Annotated in this window: 15 protein-coding genes and 1 tRNA gene; 7 read left to right on the top strand and 9 right to left on the bottom strand. The window is 64.0% G+C overall.

Features of this window, described 5'->3' with window-relative positions; genetic code table 11:
• Positions 1-62: 62 nt before the first annotated feature.
• The 7 genes from mobF to HNP71_RS10140 all read right to left on the bottom strand — a co-directional run bounded on the left by mobF (position 63) and on the right by HNP71_RS10140 (position 8,245).
• Positions 63-2,858, bottom strand: coding sequence for a MobF family relaxase (mobF, locus tag HNP71_RS10170; protein ID WP_183266805.1), 2,796 nt, complete (start codon positions 2,856-2,858; stop codon positions 63-65).
• Positions 2,858-4,705, bottom strand: a complete 1,848-nt coding sequence (locus tag HNP71_RS10165; RefSeq protein WP_183266804.1) for a type IV secretion system DNA-binding domain-containing protein — start codon at positions 4,703-4,705, stop codon at positions 2,858-2,860. The genes mobF and HNP71_RS10165 overlap by 1 nt, the downstream gene beginning before the upstream one ends.
• Complete coding sequence (locus HNP71_RS14095; protein WP_246344172.1) at positions 4,705-5,067, bottom strand: hypothetical protein; 363 nt, start codon at positions 5,065-5,067, stop codon at positions 4,705-4,707. Before HNP71_RS14095 ends, HNP71_RS10165 begins: the two co-directional genes overlap by 1 nt.
• Before the next feature lie 481 nt (positions 5,068-5,548).
• Positions 5,549-5,821, bottom strand: coding sequence for a helix-turn-helix domain-containing protein (locus HNP71_RS14090; RefSeq protein ID WP_221246778.1), 273 nt, complete (start codon positions 5,819-5,821; stop codon positions 5,549-5,551).
• An 83-nt stretch (positions 5,822-5,904) separates the two neighbouring features.
• Positions 5,905-6,789: a hypothetical protein gene (locus tag HNP71_RS10150; protein ID WP_183266803.1), complete on the bottom strand. Its 885-nt coding sequence runs from the start codon at positions 6,787-6,789 to the stop codon at positions 5,905-5,907.
• Positions 6,786-8,006 (bottom strand): tyrosine-type recombinase/integrase, encoded by a 1,221-nt coding sequence (locus HNP71_RS10145; protein ID WP_183266802.1) that lies wholly within the window; start codon positions 8,004-8,006, stop codon positions 6,786-6,788. The genes HNP71_RS10150 and HNP71_RS10145 overlap by 4 nt, the downstream gene beginning before the upstream one ends.
• A gap of 165 nt (positions 8,007-8,171) precedes the next feature.
• Positions 8,172-8,245, bottom strand: a tRNA-Gly gene (locus tag HNP71_RS10140).
• Positions 8,246-8,444: 199 nt separating this feature from the next.
• Between HNP71_RS10140 and metZ the strand changes: the two genes are divergently transcribed.
• The 4 genes from metZ (at position 8,445) to HNP71_RS10120 (ending at position 12,252) form a co-directional block, all read left to right on the top strand.
• The gene (gene metZ / locus HNP71_RS10135; protein WP_183266801.1) at positions 8,445-9,629 is read left to right on the top strand and encodes an O-succinylhomoserine sulfhydrylase; all 1,185 of its coding nucleotides are present in this window, start codon (positions 8,445-8,447) and stop codon (positions 9,627-9,629) included.
• Positions 9,630-9,739: 110 nt separating this feature from the next.
• Positions 9,740-10,798, top strand: coding sequence for an acyltransferase family protein (locus HNP71_RS10130; protein WP_183266800.1), 1,059 nt, complete (start codon positions 9,740-9,742; stop codon positions 10,796-10,798).
• 12 nt (positions 10,799-10,810) lie between these two features.
• Complete coding sequence (locus HNP71_RS10125; protein ID WP_183266799.1) at positions 10,811-11,476, top strand: hypothetical protein; 666 nt, start codon at positions 10,811-10,813, stop codon at positions 11,474-11,476.
• Entirely contained in the window at positions 11,467-12,252 is a 786-nt protein-coding gene (locus HNP71_RS10120) for an SDR family oxidoreductase (RefSeq protein ID WP_183266798.1), read from the top strand. Before HNP71_RS10125 ends, HNP71_RS10120 begins: the two co-directional genes overlap by 10 nt.
• Here HNP71_RS10120 and HNP71_RS10115 read toward each other — a convergent pair.
• Positions 12,243-12,818 carry a GAF domain-containing protein gene (locus tag HNP71_RS10115; protein WP_183266797.1) on the bottom strand — a complete coding sequence of 192 codons (576 nt, stop codon included), beginning with the start codon at positions 12,816-12,818 and terminating at the stop codon, positions 12,243-12,245. The two genes, HNP71_RS10120 and HNP71_RS10115, sit on opposite strands and share 10 nt — an antisense overlap.
• Before the next feature lie 59 nt (positions 12,819-12,877).
• On the opposite strand from HNP71_RS10115, the gene HNP71_RS10110 reads away from it, so the two are divergent.
• The 3 genes from HNP71_RS10110 to HNP71_RS10100 are packed head-to-tail and all read left to right on the top strand — an operon-like array spanning position 12,878 to position 14,838.
• Positions 12,878-13,093 (top strand): hypothetical protein, encoded by a 216-nt coding sequence (locus HNP71_RS10110; RefSeq protein ID WP_183266796.1) that lies wholly within the window; start codon positions 12,878-12,880, stop codon positions 13,091-13,093.
• Positions 13,057-14,307, top strand: a complete 1,251-nt coding sequence (locus HNP71_RS10105; protein WP_183266795.1) for a DNA polymerase IV — start codon at positions 13,057-13,059, stop codon at positions 14,305-14,307. Before HNP71_RS10110 ends, HNP71_RS10105 begins: the two co-directional genes overlap by 37 nt.
• A 21-nt stretch (positions 14,308-14,328) precedes the next feature.
• Positions 14,329-14,838 carry a flavin reductase gene (locus tag HNP71_RS10100; protein WP_183266794.1) on the top strand — a complete coding sequence of 170 codons (510 nt, stop codon included), beginning with the start codon at positions 14,329-14,331 and terminating at the stop codon, positions 14,836-14,838.
• A gap of 4 nt (positions 14,839-14,842) precedes the next feature.
• Here HNP71_RS10100 and HNP71_RS10095 read toward each other — a convergent pair whose 3' ends face one another.
• On the bottom strand, positions 14,843-16,342 hold the full coding sequence (locus HNP71_RS10095; RefSeq protein ID WP_183266793.1) for a Ppx/GppA family phosphatase: 1,500 nt from the start codon (positions 16,340-16,342) through the stop codon (positions 14,843-14,845).
• Between the last annotated feature and the right edge of the window lie 66 nt (positions 16,343-16,408).

The following is a 16,408-nucleotide window of genomic DNA, read 5'->3' as shown; positions in this document are numbered from 1 at the left end:
TTCGACCTTAATCTGCCCTCGATTCCGTGCCAAGGCGTGTAGCTTCTTTCCATCCTGTCCGGTCACAGCATCATGCCGTTGCTAAGCTTGGCCGTTTTCTCGTGTTTTTCGGTGCGGTTGGCCGATGCCACCGACTGCCCTGGCGTTGCCCATTCGGCGAGGGCAACTTGTTTCGCGCCGATCCGTTCGGCGATGGCGCCCACCAGCTTGGCCCGGTCATTGGTGTAGATGGCGGTGGTTTCCTTGGCGCGCGAAACCGCAACGTAGAAGCTCTTCTGGTCGATAAGATGCGTGGCGGCGCTGTCGGCGTGGATAAAGGTGCGCTCGGCAGTGCGCCCCTGGGCGGCGAAGGCAGTAGCGACATAGGCATGGGCAATGTGCTGGTCACGGGGACTATCCAACGTCAGCGTCTCGATCTTGCCCCTGGCAACCCGAACTTTGGCTTCCCGCGTGGCAGGGTCAACGGCGATGATCTCCCCCTGTTGCCCGTTGATCCGGCCCAAAGCGCGGTCATTGCGGGTAAACTGCACCTGGTCCCCTGCCCGCAGCTCGATCGCCTCGGTAGTGAAGGCCTGGGCGTGTGATGCGCCCCATTGCCGCAGCCGCCAGTCAATCGTTCTGTCATCCCGGCCAGCCAACATGACCGCAGCCTTTTTGGTGTCGATGCCTACCACTCGGTAGGCCTGCGCCTTTGACACACCCTTGTCGGCATAATCCTTGGCAAAGCGGATCATGTCGCCGATGACGTAGCTGTGCGCGTCTTTGGCCTCGGCACGCGTCAGGTCGCGGGGCACCAGCCTTGTGGTCTCAACGGCGGGGCCATGCAGAGCGCCATTTTCCGCTAGGCGGTGGCGTATTTCCTTGGTCAGCTCGTCACGCCCCTCGCGGGAGGGCTCGATCACCAAGGCCTTGCGCCTCTCTTTGGTGTCCAACTTGGCGTAATCCTGGGCGATCTGGGCAAAGCGGGCCTTGCGGGTGTCGTGCTCAATGATACGCCCGCCGCCCGCATCCAGGGCTGCCAAAGCTTTCTTTGCATCGCCCGCCAGACTTGCCTCCACCGCCGCCCGGGCCTGCTCATTGGTCTGGCGGAGAATTTTGGTCAGACGGGCGGTTTCCATGCCTGCCCCCTGGAGCTGGGCAAAGGCGGCACCCGCTTCGACAGAACCAAGCTGCGCCGTGTCACCCACCAGCAGCACGCGCGCCCGGTGGGATTCGGCCAAGGCGAGCAGCTTGGCAGCATCGGCGGTCGAGATCAGCGAGGCTTCGTCAACAATCCAAAGGCGTTCCTTTGGTGTTGGTCGACCTGGCGCCAATAAATGCCGCGCCAGCGTGTCGGCGCGGCTATCCAGCGCCTCGCCCAAAACCTGCGCCGCCGAAGCGGTAGGAGCAATGGCCGTAACCTGAATACCCCGGGCTTCCGCCTCCCGCGCAATCGTCGCCAACACGGTTGAAGTCTTGGCGGTGCCCGCCGCCCCCTGCAAGCCGACGACGCGATTAGGGCTGGCGAGAATTTGCGCCGTCCCGGCCCGTTGCTCGTCGGTCCACTCATGGCCGCGCATGGCGCTGCGCCGCTCGGCCTCGGCAACGGCCCGGGCGGCGGCAACCGGAGACAAGATCGGCTCCACCTGCTGGCGCGCTTGTTCCTCCAACCGCAACATCGTGGTCTCGTTGGCAATATTGGCGGCGGTGGTGAAGCCCTCGAAAGCCACGCCGCGCCGGTCAAGGCACTCGCGCGCTTCCAACGCGCCGATCTTTTCCGCGCGGGCAATGGCGGCGGCGATGTCGTCATGGCCAATGCGCCCCATGCCAAACCGCCCCGCCGCCTCATGCAGTGCGGTGGTGGAAAACACGGATTGCCGTTCGCCCAGCATGGCCGCGCCTTGCGCCAGAGCGCGGTCAGCCGCCAGCTCGCGGGCAAATTCTTGGTCAGCACCAAGGGCAAACACTTCCGCCCGCGCCTCGGCCTTGGCGATCAGCCGCCGCCTGGCCTGTTCATCCCACCCGGCGGCATTGGCGGCTTCCCGCCATTCGCCAATCAGCTCGGCATGGGGAACGGCCTCCTTGGCCAGCCGCGTATCCAGCGCCGCGATTTGCTTCTCAGCGGCGCTGGCCTCTGCCCGGCTCTTGCCCCGCTCGGCAAGCCGGGCCTCAATGGCCGCGCTGCGTTGGCTGAACGCCTCCAGGGTTTCTTCGCCGATACCGGCGATCTCGAAGGTGGAGTCCCTGCCGCGTTCAATCGCATAGCCGAGGCGCTGCACTTCGCTCGCCAGCTCCTGGCGGTAAATCGCCCCCATCTGCTTTTGCATCTGATAGAAGGCACGCGGCTCCAGGCTTCGCCATTGCCCCGCCTCGTCCCGCGTCATGTTGAGGATGATGTTATGACTGTGAAGCTGCGGGTCCAGCGCCCGGCTGGTGCCGTGCCTGAAAGAGGCAATGACCAGATTGCCGGTCGCCTCCCGGCGGACAGAGCCATCCTCCCGAATACGGGTGGTGGCAAAATGTTGCTCGGCCAGCTCCAGCGCCGTCCGCACCGCCCGCTCATGGGCCGCGATGAGGCGGCGATCCCCCGCCACCTCGGCCATGATCGACACGGATTTGGGCGCGCTGAACGTCATGTCCCAGCCAGGCCGGTGTTCCCACTCACCATCGCGCATCGTACCCAATTCCTGGTCCGAGACATGCCCTATCAGCAACTGGGCAAACCGCTCACGGTCAACAGCCCCGGCCAGCCTCAGCGCCCGCGCGCCCTGTCCAAACCATTCCGAGGGGGCAAGGCCCCCCTCGGCATAGTAGTCGTCAGCTTCGTAATAGCTTGCCGCCTGGGCGGCGCTGGTCAGCGCCGATATGGTGGCAACCATTACACCGGCCCCGGCCCGGCCTGGGTGTCGGACACTGCCTCGGAAGCAGCATTGCCCATCCCGCGCTTGGGCTGCGTGGAACCCCAGAGTGTTCCCGAGACATCCGCCGGTATAAAACGAGGATGGCGGGCCGAACCCCGGGCGTGGATATGGTCATCGGTCAGCTTGATCTTCGCCACCGGGAAACCATCGGGCAGCAACAGATAGGCGGTGTGCTTAGGCAGACGCAGCTCGCTCTCCAACACGGCGGCTCGCACCTGGCGCGTGGCGCTTAATGTCCGCTGTGGCTTGCCGGTCTTGGGGTCGATTGCATCGGACATGGTTGAGATTTCCACCTCGACGCTGCCGATGGTCTCAGACGCCCATTCCCGGCTGGCCTGGTCAACCAGTTGCAGGAATAGCTTGGTGTTGCAGCAGCCCAGCAAGGCCTCCGCCCCCTCACGGCAATAGCGCTCCCACATCTGGCCTATGGCCTGGAAGGTGAGGATGACGCTTGCCCCAAACTTCCGCCCCTCCGGCAATAGCCGGGCCAGATTATCGACACGCGGCAGGTCCGCCACCTCGTCCAGAACAAATGACAAGCGCCGGGCGGAAGAAGGGGCAAGCCCCAGGACGGCGGAAGCCGCGCATTCCAGCCACAACGCCATCAAGGGTTTCACTGCCTCGAAGTAATCCTCCTTCCTCGGCACAAATATCCAGGGTTTTCTGCCCTCGTGCTGGTCGATCTCCGCGAAGAAGCGGGCAAAGGAGAAGCTGGTCTCCCCTTCCCGTGGCGCGATGCGCAGGAACATCAGCATGTTGACGGCCTTGGCGAGCATGAACAGCACACTGGCCGTGGCGCGCTCAGCATCCTTCTCGAAAGCGCGCGCCGAGGAGGTATGGGCCAGCCAGCGCTCCAATTCTTCGCGCGGCATGGATTGCAGGGCGTCCAACAAGGCCTGAAGCGTGCACCGCCCCTCCTGCCAGAGCGTGCGCAGAATGTTGGCCACGAGATTGCGCGCGGCCTCCAACCATACGTCTTTGTCACGGTCCCCGGTTTCGTTCATGAGGTAGCGGGCAAGCCGGGCAGCGTCTGCGGGATGTTTCAACTCCGCGAAGAGGTCCCAAAACACCCCGCGCTTGTCGAACGGGTTCAGGATCACGTCGCCACGTTCCGGGTCATAATAATGGGCGATGAACTCACCCGATGTGTCGTAAACCAGCGCGGCGTCTCCTCGCTCCTCGATTATGTCCAGAAGCTGGCGCAGGGCTGTGGTCTTTCCGGCGCCGGTTGTACCCGGCATGGCGATGTGGCGTGTTTCCAAACCATAGGGGATGGCAACACTGCCAAGCCGCAGGGCATGCCGGCTGCTCTCTGTGGCGGTCATGCGCGCGAGGTCCGCTTCGCTGACAACGCGGGTGCCCGCGATGACCCGGTCGGCCAGCAATTCCTCCTGCTTGCGGCGGCGGCGGTCTGCGGTCAGCCACAAACCGGCTGTCCCCAATCCCAACCCCAGAACTCCGCCCAGACCAAGAGATTCGGCAAAGCTGACCGCTTCGTCTCGCAAAGGCTGGAAGGTTGCCCATTCCTTCACGCCAGTCCGATCGGCTTGTCCCTGCCAGGTGATCGTCAGCGGCGGGTCGGCGGGCACAGTAGCCAAAAGAGAGCTGATCAGATCGGCGACTGCATATTTGCCTGCCCCCTGCGCCTGCTCGGCACTGGTGGTGACCCCGCCAACGGCCAGCGCCCCCGCCAGGGCGCTGGTGAGGAGTGCCCCGGCGGCGAAGCGAAATTGGGCATGGCCATCGGCACGCGCGCGGGCGCGCAGGGCTTGCGCATGGGCACGGCGGTTATTCGTGTTGGACATTACGGATCTCCTGCAAGGGTAAGCTGCCGCGCGAAGGCGGCGTTGATGTCAGCGATGAGTTTGGTTTCGTCGGCGCGGGGACCGGCGGCGGCGCGGGCGTAGGCGTACGCGGCGCACGCGACATAAAGGCTGCGCTCGGCCAACCGCTCGACATGGGCGAGCCGGGCACTGATCGCGCCAACCTCCTGGGTAAGCTCGACGGCGCATTGCGGCGCGGCCTGCTCGCCGGAGAGCGAGGCAATCCCCGCCCGTACACACTGCTGGAGCAGGGCATAGGCAGTGACTTGGCGGCTCTGGGCGACCTGTCGCAGCGCCTTATCCAGCGCCAGGGGAAGGCGGACGCTGTGCTGAACATGCCTCATGGCTCGTCCGCTCCCCGCATCCGGCGCGTATTCGCGGTTTGCCCAGGAATGGCGCGACATCTGCAATCAGCCCGCACAGCGCACCCGGATCGCACTCGCAAAACGTCAGGGAAATCAGCCGCAGGCCAGTGCGTGAGGTGTGTTCTATTCTCCTTGGCCCGATGCGAAGCATCGAGGCCAAAAAGCCCCGCCAATCGTGCGGCTGGCATGGTCGTGATGGCGTGGCATTGTCTGTGGGGTGGGCGGGCTCCGGCATGTCGGTGCCGAGTATCAAATGTGGCTGGAAGTGGCGGGAAGTGACTGAGGTACGGTCCTGTCAGTTGGCACGCGCACCGCCAGCCATCCATGATGCTAGCGGCATCTCGGAAAAAAGGCATGGGGTATCCTTTCGCGCAAAGCGATTGGTGAAGTGGGTCAAGGATGGGGAACCGCAGGCGCGGCGGCCCGCCCCTTCAAGAGGCCGGGGCCGCGCGCCTGCGGTTCAATGCATCGGCGCGGCCTGCACCAAGCGTTTGATCGATGCCGTGGTCAGCAAGGTGCGTCGGCCAATCTTGATGGCTTCAAGCTGGCCGCCTTTGATCAGGGCGTAAATTGACGAACGTCCGATGCCAAGCGCCTTGGCGGCGCTGTTAACTGATATTGCGACAGGTTCCATGTACAGTTGTGCCTCCAGGTGATCGTGGGGAGGCTCTTCAAATTGCACATGATTGCTGGCGCGTCGCCCAACAAACAAAAATCCGCAGAAATCCGCCAAACGAAAAACATGACGCCTGGCTCAGGAATGAAAAAGCTGCCCTTCGAGAAAGATAATGAGGCATTTTCGAGGGGCAGGGGTGGTCAGCCTGCCTTTGGTGATGTGATTTTTTTCTGTCTCTCGTAAATTTTTTCGGCGGAAGGCTTCAAAAGATCGCCTCGGGGCACGTTACCCGAAGCATCGGCATGCAAATTAAACCACTCCGAGAGCCACTTGGTGATCGTCTCGATCGCCGCATCGCGGTTTGTCAGGTCCAATTCTTTGAGGCGGGGTTCGTCGATGAGCCAAAGCGCTGCGTCAACATAGGGGTATTTGGCTTTGGTGCCTGGCCCAGCTCTGCGCGTTGGTTTGATATTCAGGGCCTTGATAACCTCATCTGGCTCCGCATCAATTTTGATCGCCTCAGCAAGGCGGCGGCGGCTTGGGGGCAGGTAAAGCGCCCTGACTGAGGGAGAAGCTGAAAGAAGGAGGACCCGAAGAGAGCCATAAGTATAATTATGATCTAGATAACGCGGGAGGCCCTTCTTGGTCCGGTAATAAGCCTTTGGGGCGCTGTCTCGCTGCATGAAGGCAAAGAGCTTTTCCAGCTTCTCCCGCGATTCGTCGCTGGCGTTGATATAAATGGCCTCTCGCGGCCCCCGAAGCCTGCCGCCTCCGTATTGGAAGCGATACCAGCTCAATACGGCATAGAGGGGCAGCAAAGCGCATAGGGCAGACATTAGAAAGAAAATATTTCCAAGCGTGCGCAAAAGCGTCCAGCTTGAGATGGCCAGGACCCAAAACAAAGCCGGGAAGATTATAAAGACCGGAAACGACCAACTATAAACGGCTGTTCTCAGCTGAACTGAGTCCTCAACGCTATAAATGATGTTGTTGAGCTCTTCTCGCGCCTCATCCTCGTCTTCGTTTAGAATTCTTAAGGCGATCCGGCGAATGGAGCGGTCGTCGTCATGACCATTTTGGTTCATTGGCAATCTCCGCCATCGCGTGTCTTATTTCCTCCGCGCCGTAAGTCATCGAGATAGTCGCTCCACCACTGAGCCATTTCGACGCGCTCGGCCCAATAGGCAGACTGGTTATAAATCCGCCGGATAATCCCCGGCACCATGTGGGCCAGCGCGCGCTCGATAGCGTCTGGGTTCCATTTTCCTGACTCGTTGAGCAGCGATGACGCTGACGTGCGGAATCCATGGGCGGTCATCTGGTCCTTGGAGTATCCCATGCGCCGCAAAGCCGCATTGACCGTATTATCGCTGATTGGCCGCGCCCTTGTGCGTACGGATGGGAACACGTAGCGCCCTGATCCTGACAAGCTGCGCATTTCACAGAGGATAACGACGGCCTGCCTGGACAGCGGAACCGTGTGGGGCTCGCGCATCTTCATCCTGGTCGTCGGTATCATCCAGACGGCCTTTTCGAAGTCAACCTCCGCCCACTCCATCTCGCGTATCTCACCAGGCCGCTGGAATACGTGCGGCGTGAGCTTCAAGGCATACATAACGGACGGATCACCCTGATAATCGTCTATCACCCGCAGCAGGGCGCCAAACTCAACCGGGTCGGTGATTGCGGCGAAGTGCTTGACCGTTGGCGAAGTCAGCGCCCCCTGCAAGAGTTGGGCGGGGTCTCGCTCGGCGCGTGCCGTCGCTGCCGCATAGCGAAATACCTGGCCCGCAAAGGAGCGGAGCTGCTTTGCGGTCTCCAGTCGGCCCCGCCGTTCGTGCTTTTTAAGTTCGTGGAGCAATTCTTGGGGAGTGATGTCGGCAACCGGCCGCTTGCCCAAATCAGACCCCAACAATTTTAACAGCCAGCGCTGCTTTTCCAGCGTCGCAGCCGCTCTCCCCTCTCGGCCTTTTTTCTCGATCAGCTCGTCAGCCACGGTCGCGAAGCTATTGCCGGCACGAATGCTCGCCTCGATTCGAGCCTGCCGTTTGGCGACGTTGGGATCGACTGCATGGGCCAGATGCTTGCGGGCTACATCCCGCGCCGTCCTTGCCTCGGCAAGCGTGATCTCGGGGTAGGCCCCCAAAGCAAGCTTACGCTCCACCCCGTTTATGCGGTATTTGATGCGCCATAGCTTGCTCCCCTTCGGATTGACGAGGAGATATAGCCCCTGTGAATCAGCCACCTTGTAGGGCTTATCCTTGGGCTTAGAATTGCGGATGGCTGTGTCGGTCAGCGCCATCTGGGGGCCTCGTATTACGTGGGGCCTGATAAGGCCCCCAAATTAGGCCCCCATCTTCAGCGGCTGCTGGCAGACGAGGGCAGCCGCTGACAATCAGAGACTGCTCAAAAGTAGCTGAAATCAGGGGTTTTTTCAACCTTTGGCGGGCATCGCCGAACAGGAAGCTGGAGCGGGTAGCGGGAATCGAACCCGCGCATCGAGCTTGGGAAGCTAGCAGGCTACCATTACATCATACCCGCCCATTGGGGCCTACATATCCCGAGAGCATTGACCGCGCAAGCCGAGGGGGGTACGCCTTTTAACACCTCGTGATTTGTCCGGCCGGATTGCGGCGAGGCTGGCACCCGCCAGAAGCAAAACAAGCGCGCTAAAGAGGCTAAGGCGCAACCGCGCCCCAAATCTCCCGTGGCTGGACGTTTTTTTGGATAGGCCACGATTATGTCCGACACGCCGAAGACCCGTCTCGCCACCGACCTCATCCATGCCGGTCGCATCCGCACCAATCTCGAGGAAAACGCCGAGGCTTTGTTCCTCACCTCCGGCTTCACCTATGAGAGCGCCGAGATGGCGGAAGCCGTGTTCGACAACAAGATCCCCCATTTTCAGTACACGCGCTTCGCCAACCCCACGGTGACGATGCTCGAACAGAAGCTGGCGAAGATCGAGGGCGCGGAAGTCTGCCGCGCCACCGCCACGGGCATGGCGGCGGTCTCTTCGGCGCTGCTGTGCGGCATCCGGGCCGGGCAGCGCGTGGTGGCGGCCCGCGCTTTGTTCGGCTCCTGCCACTGGATCGTCAGCACCCTGCTGCCGCAATACGGCGTCGAGACCGTGTTCGTGGAAGGCACGGATCTGGACGAGTGGAAGGAAGCGCTGAGCAAGCCGACCGCGCTGGTGCTGCTGGAGAGCCCCTCCAACCCGATGCTGGACATCGTTGATCTGCGCGCCGTCTCCGCCCTCGCGCATGCGGCCGGGGCCATCGTGGTGGTGGACAATGTCTTCGCCACCCCGCTGCTGCAAAAGCCGCTGGAGTTGGGCGCCGATGTGGTGGTGTATTCCGCCACCAAGCATATGGACGGCCAGGGCCGCGTGCTGGGCGGCGCCGTGCTGGGCCGCAAGCAGTGGATGGAGGAGGTGTTCCAGCCCTTCTTCCGCAATACCGGCCCGTCCATGTCGCCGTTTAATGCCTGGGTGATCCTGAAGGGGCTGGAGACGCTGCATCTGCGCGTCACGGCGCAGTCCCAGTCGGCCGAGGCCATCGCGAAGTTCCTGGAGGCTTCGCCGAAGATTGCCCGCGCACTCTACCCCACCTTGGCCTCGCACCCGCAGCGGGAGCTGGCCATGTCCCAGATGTCGGGCGGCGGCACGCTGGTGGCGTTCGAGGTGAAGGGCGGCAAGGAGGCGGCGTTCCGCGTGATGGACGCGTTCCGCATCATCACCATCTCCAACAATCTGGGCGACACCAAATCCCTGGCCACGCATCCGGCGACCACGACGCATATGCGCATCGGGGCCGAGGAGCGGGCGCGCCTGGGTATCACCGATGGCTGCATCCGCCTCTCGGTGGGGCTGGAGGATGCGCAGGACCTGATCGAGGATCTGGCCCAGGCGCTGGACAAGGCCTGACCCCCGCAACCAGCACCCCGCCGCGACGCGGGGTACAGGTTTCAACTTTTAGTTGTAAATATATCTAAAAATCCGTTTAATAGGCCAGTATTCTCTTTTAGGTTGCGGTTATGAGGCGCTGGGGCCGGATGGATGGCTTGCGGGGCGTGCTGGCGGTTTACGTCATGCTCGGCCACGCGCTGCCGCTGACCAACCTGCCCGGCTGGATCACCACGCCCTTCCGTCATGGCGAGGCGGCAGTGGATCTGTTCTTCGCCCTGAGCGGGCTGGTGATCGCCCATTCGCTCGAACGCTTCGGCGGGCAGTTCACGCCCTTCATGGCTGCGCGGGCGCGTCGGCTGCTGCCGGTGTATTTTCTGGTGCTGGCCGTCAGCATCGGGCTGACCGCGCTGGGCGACCCGCTCGCCGCCCTGCCCTGGGTGGGGGATGAGGCCCGGCACATCATGGCAGCGGCGCTGCCGCAACCGCTGTTCCTCCATTTAGCGGCGCATCTCACGCTTACACAGGGGCTGATCCCGCAAAACGCCCTGCCCTATGCTTATGTCACGCTGCTGGGGCCAGCCTGGAGCCTATCCACGGAATGGCAGTTCTATGTGCTGATCGGGCTGATCGCCCCGCGCCGGTTGGGACGGTTTGCCCTGGTGCTGCTGGCTCTGGGGGGCGCGTACCGGACCTTGCCTCTGGGAGGGGAATTCAGCCGCGCCTTTCTGCCCGATGCCGCGCCGTTCTTCGCGCTGGGGCTGGCCAGTGCTGTGATGCTGCGCGGTGGCGGCACACGGGTTTTCTGGCTGTGTCTGGCTGGCGCCTGTGCGTTGGCTCTGCCGGGCGGGATTGAAAAAGCGGTGACGCCGCTGGCCTGGGGGCTGGCGATGCTGGCGCAGCGCCAAGCCTGGGGGGCGGTGCTGGATGGCCGCGCGGTGCAGTATCTCGGGGCCATCTCCTATCCGCTTTATCTGGTGAACGAGCCGGTGCAGCGCGCTTTGGCCCCGCTGCTCGGGCCGCTGGCGCAAGGCCATGCCGCACGCTTCACCACCGCCTTCCTGCCTTTGAGCCTCGGGCTAAGCCTGGCGCTGGCGGCCCTGCTGCACCATGCCATCGAGCGCCCCTTCATGCGGCGGCAAAATGACCGGCTACCGCGCGAAACGATTGCCGCCGCCGTGGCGGAGTGAGACTAATGGCGCATGGATTTCATCTTCATGCTCACGCGGCAGGATCGCACGGTGCCGGATTGCCTGGAGGTGCTAGCCGAAATCGCGCCGCTGGGCCTGGGGCATATCGGCTTCAAGGACATCGGCGCTGACACCGAGACGCTGCGGCGCTTGCAGGCCGGGATCAAGACGATTGGGGCGGTGAGCTATCTGGAGGTGGTCGCCACCTCGCCCGAGGCGGCGCTGCACTCGGCGCGCATCGGGGTGGAGCTGGGGGTGGACCGGCTGCTGGGTGGCACGCTGGTGGCCGAAACGCTGGAGATTCTGCGCGGGACCAAGGTGGAATACTACCCCTTCCCCGGCGCCCCCTTCGGCCACCCGACAAGGCTGGGCGGAGATGCGGCACGGATCGAGACTGATGCGGCACGGTTCCTCGCCCAGGGCTGCGCGGGGGTGGATCTGCTGGCGTACCGGGCCATCGAGGCCGAACCGCTCGACCTTGTCCGCGCCGCGCGGCGCGGCTGCGGGGGCGGAAGGCTGATTTGCGCCGGGAGTGTCGACAGCCCGGCGCGGATCGCGGCATTACGGGCGGCAGGCGCGGATGGCTTCACCATCGGCTCCGCCGTGTTCGAGGGCAGCTTCGCCCCCGGCGCGGGTGGGGTGGCCGCGCAGTTACGGGAGATTCTGGCATGCGTCTGAAGGGCAAACGTGTTTTCGTCACCGGGGCAGGCAGCGGTATTGGCCGCGCCGCGGCGGAGAAATGCGCGGCCGAGGGGGCGGCGGTGATCTGCGCCGACCTGCATGCGGTGAGCGCCGAGGCGACCGTCGCGGCGATCCGCGAGGCGGGCGGGCAAGCCGTGGCGGTGATCGGGAACCTTACCCACAAGGATGCATGCGAGGCGATGTTCGCGGAGGGCGCGGAAGCGTTCGGAGGAATCGACGCGCTGTTCAACAATGCGGGCATCTGCGCGCCGGGCGATGACGGGCCGGTGGAAACCCCGCTCGCCGTGTGGGATGCGACCATCGCGGCGAACCTCACCTCGGTGTTCCTCTGCTGCAAGGCGGGGATTCCGTATCTGCTGAAATCGGGCAGCGGCGTGATCATTAACAACGCCTCGATTGTGGCGCTGGTGGGCTCGGCCTTTCCGCAAATCGCCTATACGGCGGCCAAGGGTGGCGTGCTGGCCATGACGCGCGAGATCGCCATCATGTACGCGCGCAAGAAACTGCGGGCGGTGGCGATCTGTCCCGGCCCGACGGCCACACCGCTGGTGCAGGCCTTTCTGGCCGATGAGGAAGCCTGGAAGCTGCGCCGGCGCTATCTGCCGATGGGCCGTCTCGCCCAGCCAGCGGAGATCGCCAATCTCGTTGCCTTCCTGGCGTCCGACGAGGCGAGCTTCATCACCGGCTCGGCCTATACCATCGATGGCGGGCTGACCTCCGCCTATGTGATCGACGATTCGATTCAGCCCTGATGGAAGCCCAGCGCCTCGCGCGCCTTGTAGCGCAGATTGACCACCGCCGCCGAGAGCTTGTCGGCTAGCTGGGAGAGGATGTGAACCTCCTCGGGGCCGAACGCATCCTCCTCGAGCGAGTAGATCATCAGGGCGCCGAACGCCTCGCCGAATTTCTCCTTCAACGGCAGCGCGATACTGGCCGCATAGCCGCGCTTCAACGCCTCATCCCGCCAGACAGCCATGCGCGGCGATTCGCTGGTGCTGTTGTTGATCTGGATCCGTCTTTCCCGAATGGCCGTACCGGTGGGACCGAGGCCGGTTTCCTCAGTGGACCAGGTGATGTTGGTGGCCTCAAGATACCCGCTCTCGTAGCCAGTATAGGCCACGGGATGGACGCTCTTCGCGGCATCGTTCTCGGCAAGGCCGATCCACGCCATGCAATAGCCGCCCAGGCCCACCACAACCTCACAGACACGAGTGTAAAGATCGGCCAGCTTCGCGGCGCCGTCGATCTCGGCCTGCGCCTGCTTCAGCATGATAATGGCGCGGTCGTACCGGGGCATCTGCTCTTTGGAAGGTGACATGAGCGTATCTTGTAACTGGGTGAAGTTAAAAAAGGCGACAAGCCCCCGCAGCCACGGATATGGCCGAACTCGAGCCGTTTTCGATTTCGGAATGGATAGTGCAGCTGCCAGGAATTCACAACAAGGTTGTTGTTTCTTTATTGCAACAAAAACATCTGCCGCGCCGAAACAGCGGGATTTTTCAGCCGCGCCGTGTTAGTCTTGGTCTGGTTTTAATACATCACATTTTGGAGAGCGGATGCCGGCAATCTGCCGTGACTGCGATGCGCAAGTAGGAACCGGCAGCCAATGCCCGCGCTGCGGGTCGGTGCGCATCCTGCGCCACAAGGAGCTGTTCGAGCATACCATCGGCCATGTGGATTGCGATGCCTTCTTCGCCACCGTGGAAAAGCGCGACAGGCCGGAGCTGCGGGATGTGCCCTTGATCGTCGGCGGCGGGGTGCGGGGCGTGGTCAGTACATGCTGCTATATCGCGCGACTGTCCGGCGTGCGCTCGGCCATGCCAATGTTCAAGGCCCGCCAGCTCTGCCCCAACGCCGCCGTGCTGAAGCCGGACATCGCGAAATACGTCACCGTCTCGCGCCAGGTGCGGGCGATACTGGAGACACTGACGCCACTGGTGCAGATGCAATCCATCGACGAGGCCGTGCTGGACCTCTCCGGCACCGAGGCGCTGCATGGCGCGCCGCCCGCCGTGGTGCTCAACCGCTTCGCCAGGCAGGTGGAGAAGGAGTTGGGGATTACCGTGTCCATCGGGCTGGCGCCGAACCGGCTGCTGGCCAAGCTGGCCGTGGAACGGGGCAAGCCAAGGGGGTTCTTCGTGTTCGGGTCAGAGGCGGCTTCGCTGCTGGCGCCGGAGCCGGTGGGGATTCTGCCCGGCGTGGGGCCGGTGCAGGTCAAGCGGCTGGCCGCCATGGGCATCACCCGGGTGGGGCAACTGGCGGCGCTGGATGCCCGGCGGGCCGCAGAGCTGGGGGAAGATGGCCCCTCTTTGGTGGCGCGGGCGCAGGGGCTGGATAACCGGCCCGTCCGTACCGAGCGAGAGAGCAAATCCATCAGCGCGGAGACCACTTTCACCACCGATCTGCGGGAGCTGGCCGCGCTGGAGGACGCGCTGTGGCCACTCTGCGAGAAACTGGGGCGGCGGCTGCGGCGGGAGGATCAGGCCGCCGCCGGGATCGTGCTGAAACTGAAGACGGCGGGGTTTGCCTTGCGCACCCGCAGCCAGCGCCTGCCCAACCCAACGCAACTGCCCGAGACGCTGTTCGAAGCCGCGCTGCCGCTGTTGAAGCGCGAGGCGGACGGCACCAAGTTCAGGCTTATCGGCATTGGCGCCAGCCCGCTGGCGGACGCAGCGCTGGCGGACAAGGGCGACCTTGCCGATACACTGACACCGCGCCGCTTGGCCCGGCAGAGTGCCATCGACGCATTGCGCGCCAAGTTTGGCGATGACGCCGTGCGCCGGGGGCGAGGCTTGCGGAAATCATGACCGGATGACTAGAGTATCGCTATGAGCGAATCAGTCGCAATTGACCGTACCCAGTTCCGTGAAGCCATGGCCCGCCTTGGCGCCGCGGTGAATATCGTCACCACCAAGGGCCCCGAGGGGGATGTGGGCATCACCGTCTCCGCCGTATGCAGCGTCACCGACGATCCAGCCACCGTGCTTGTCTGCATCAACCGCAGCAGCCGCCAGCACGACATATTCAAGGCCACCGGCGTGCTGTGCGTGAACATCCTGTCGCATAAGGATGAGGAGCTTTCGCCAATCTTCGCGGGCAAGGACAACCTGCCCATGCCCGAGCGCTTCGCCCGCGCGCACTGGACCCGGCTGGTAACCGGCGCGCCAGTGCTGGAAAGTGCGGCAGCCAGCCTGGACTGCAAGGTGGAGCAAACCGTGGAGGTGGGCACCCACACCGTGTTCTTCTGCGCGGTGCAGGCGATCCATCTGGGCAGCAGCACATCCGGGCTGATCTATCACGGCCGGGCGTATCATCACCTCCACCGACAGCCGCAATAGCCGCCTACCGGAGCGTCGTCTCGGCCTCCAGCCCCAGCATCTGCGCCAGCCGCTCCAGGCGGCGCAACACAGCCTCGCCCGCGAACACGCCATTGGTCTCGGCCAGGCTCAAAGTGAGGCGTTCAGCCGAAATGGTCAGCGCGGTACCCGCCAGCAGATGCGGCGTACCCGCCGAGAGCGTGTAGGCGAGGCGCAAAGCGATCCCCAGCGTTTCCGCCCGGCGGGTGGCGTGCATGTCCAGCAGCGTGCGGGCCGGGGCCAGGAAGGCGGCGTCGGGCGGGGCCTCGTAGCGTAGCGCCATAGTCAGGGCCAGGAAGGCGCGGGCATGGTGATCCAACCCGATCCCGGCCTGACGCAGAACGCGCAGGAAAGCCTGCTCGGCGCGGTATTCCGGGTGCTCGTGGCTGCCGATATCGGAGAGCCAGCAGGCGGCCTCGCGCAGGCGGGTCTGGGCTGAGGTTTCGGCCGGGAAGAGCGGTGCGGTCCAGTCCACCAGGGCGGGGGGCAGGTTGGCGTCGCGGATGATGCCACGGGTCAGGTCGCGCCCGGCGGCGAGCAGCGGGTCCTCGGCACGGATATGCTCGGGCAGCATGCGGATGAACCAGCCCTCGCGCAGGCCATTGGCCGAGAAAACCACCCGCGCGGCCCCCGTGGCGCGCAGCAGGCGGCGCAGGATAACGGCGGCGAAGGGCAGATCCTCGATGCGCCGGCGCGGCACGCCGGGCATGCGCTCGATCAGCTTGCGCCCAGCCTCGCTGACCACGCCGGCGAGATCGCGGGCTTCCTCCCGGCCAATGGTGTAGTGATGCACCATGTTCAGCGGGTAGCCCGTCTGGGCGATGTGGATGCGCGCGAGCGCGCGGAAGGCGCCACCGGACACGTAGAGATCCTTGCCCGCGGCCTCATTGGCGAAGGGAACCGTCTCCAGCTCCGCTGTGACGATGGCGCGGGCTTTCACCAGATCCTCGCCCGAGCGGTCAGCCAAGCGGATGACGCCCACGGGCAGGGTTATCGCCCGCCCCACCTTGCCGGCATCCAGGCGGATGAGCTCCAGCGAGCCGCCGCCGAGATCGGCCAGGATGCCCTCGGCGCCGGGGATGCCGCAGAGCACGCCCTCGGCGGAGAGTTCGGCCTCCTGCTCGCCGGAGAGAATCTTGATCCGCATCTCCGGGATGAGCGCCATCATCTTTTGCACGAATTCGGCGCCATTCGCGGCGTCACGCACGGCGGAGGTGGCCAGAACGTCGAACGGCACGGCCCCCATGGCGCGGGCAATGGCGGCGTAGCGGTGCAGCACCGTCTCGGTCTGGGTCATGGCGGCGTCATCGAGACGGCCGGTCTTGGTCATGCCCCTGGCCAGACGCAGCACCGCCTTCTCGTTAAAGATCTGCAGCGGGTTGCGCCCCTCGCCCTCGTAGATGACGAGGCGGACGGAGTTGGAGCCCAGGTCGACAACCGCGCGGCGCAGGGCCTGTTGGGTCGGCGAGGAGATCATCTGGTCCATAGCCTACTCTCCACCGAAGGAATTTGGGGCGATAGATAATTTTCCGTGAAAATATCCATGCGCCAT

The organism is Acidocella aromatica (genome assembly GCF_014201825.1).
Classification (GTDB): domain Bacteria; phylum Pseudomonadota; class Alphaproteobacteria; order Acetobacterales; family Acetobacteraceae; genus Acidocella; species Acidocella aromatica.
Note: the sequence above shows the minus strand (reverse complement) of the source record. Positions and strands in the feature narration are given on the sequence as shown.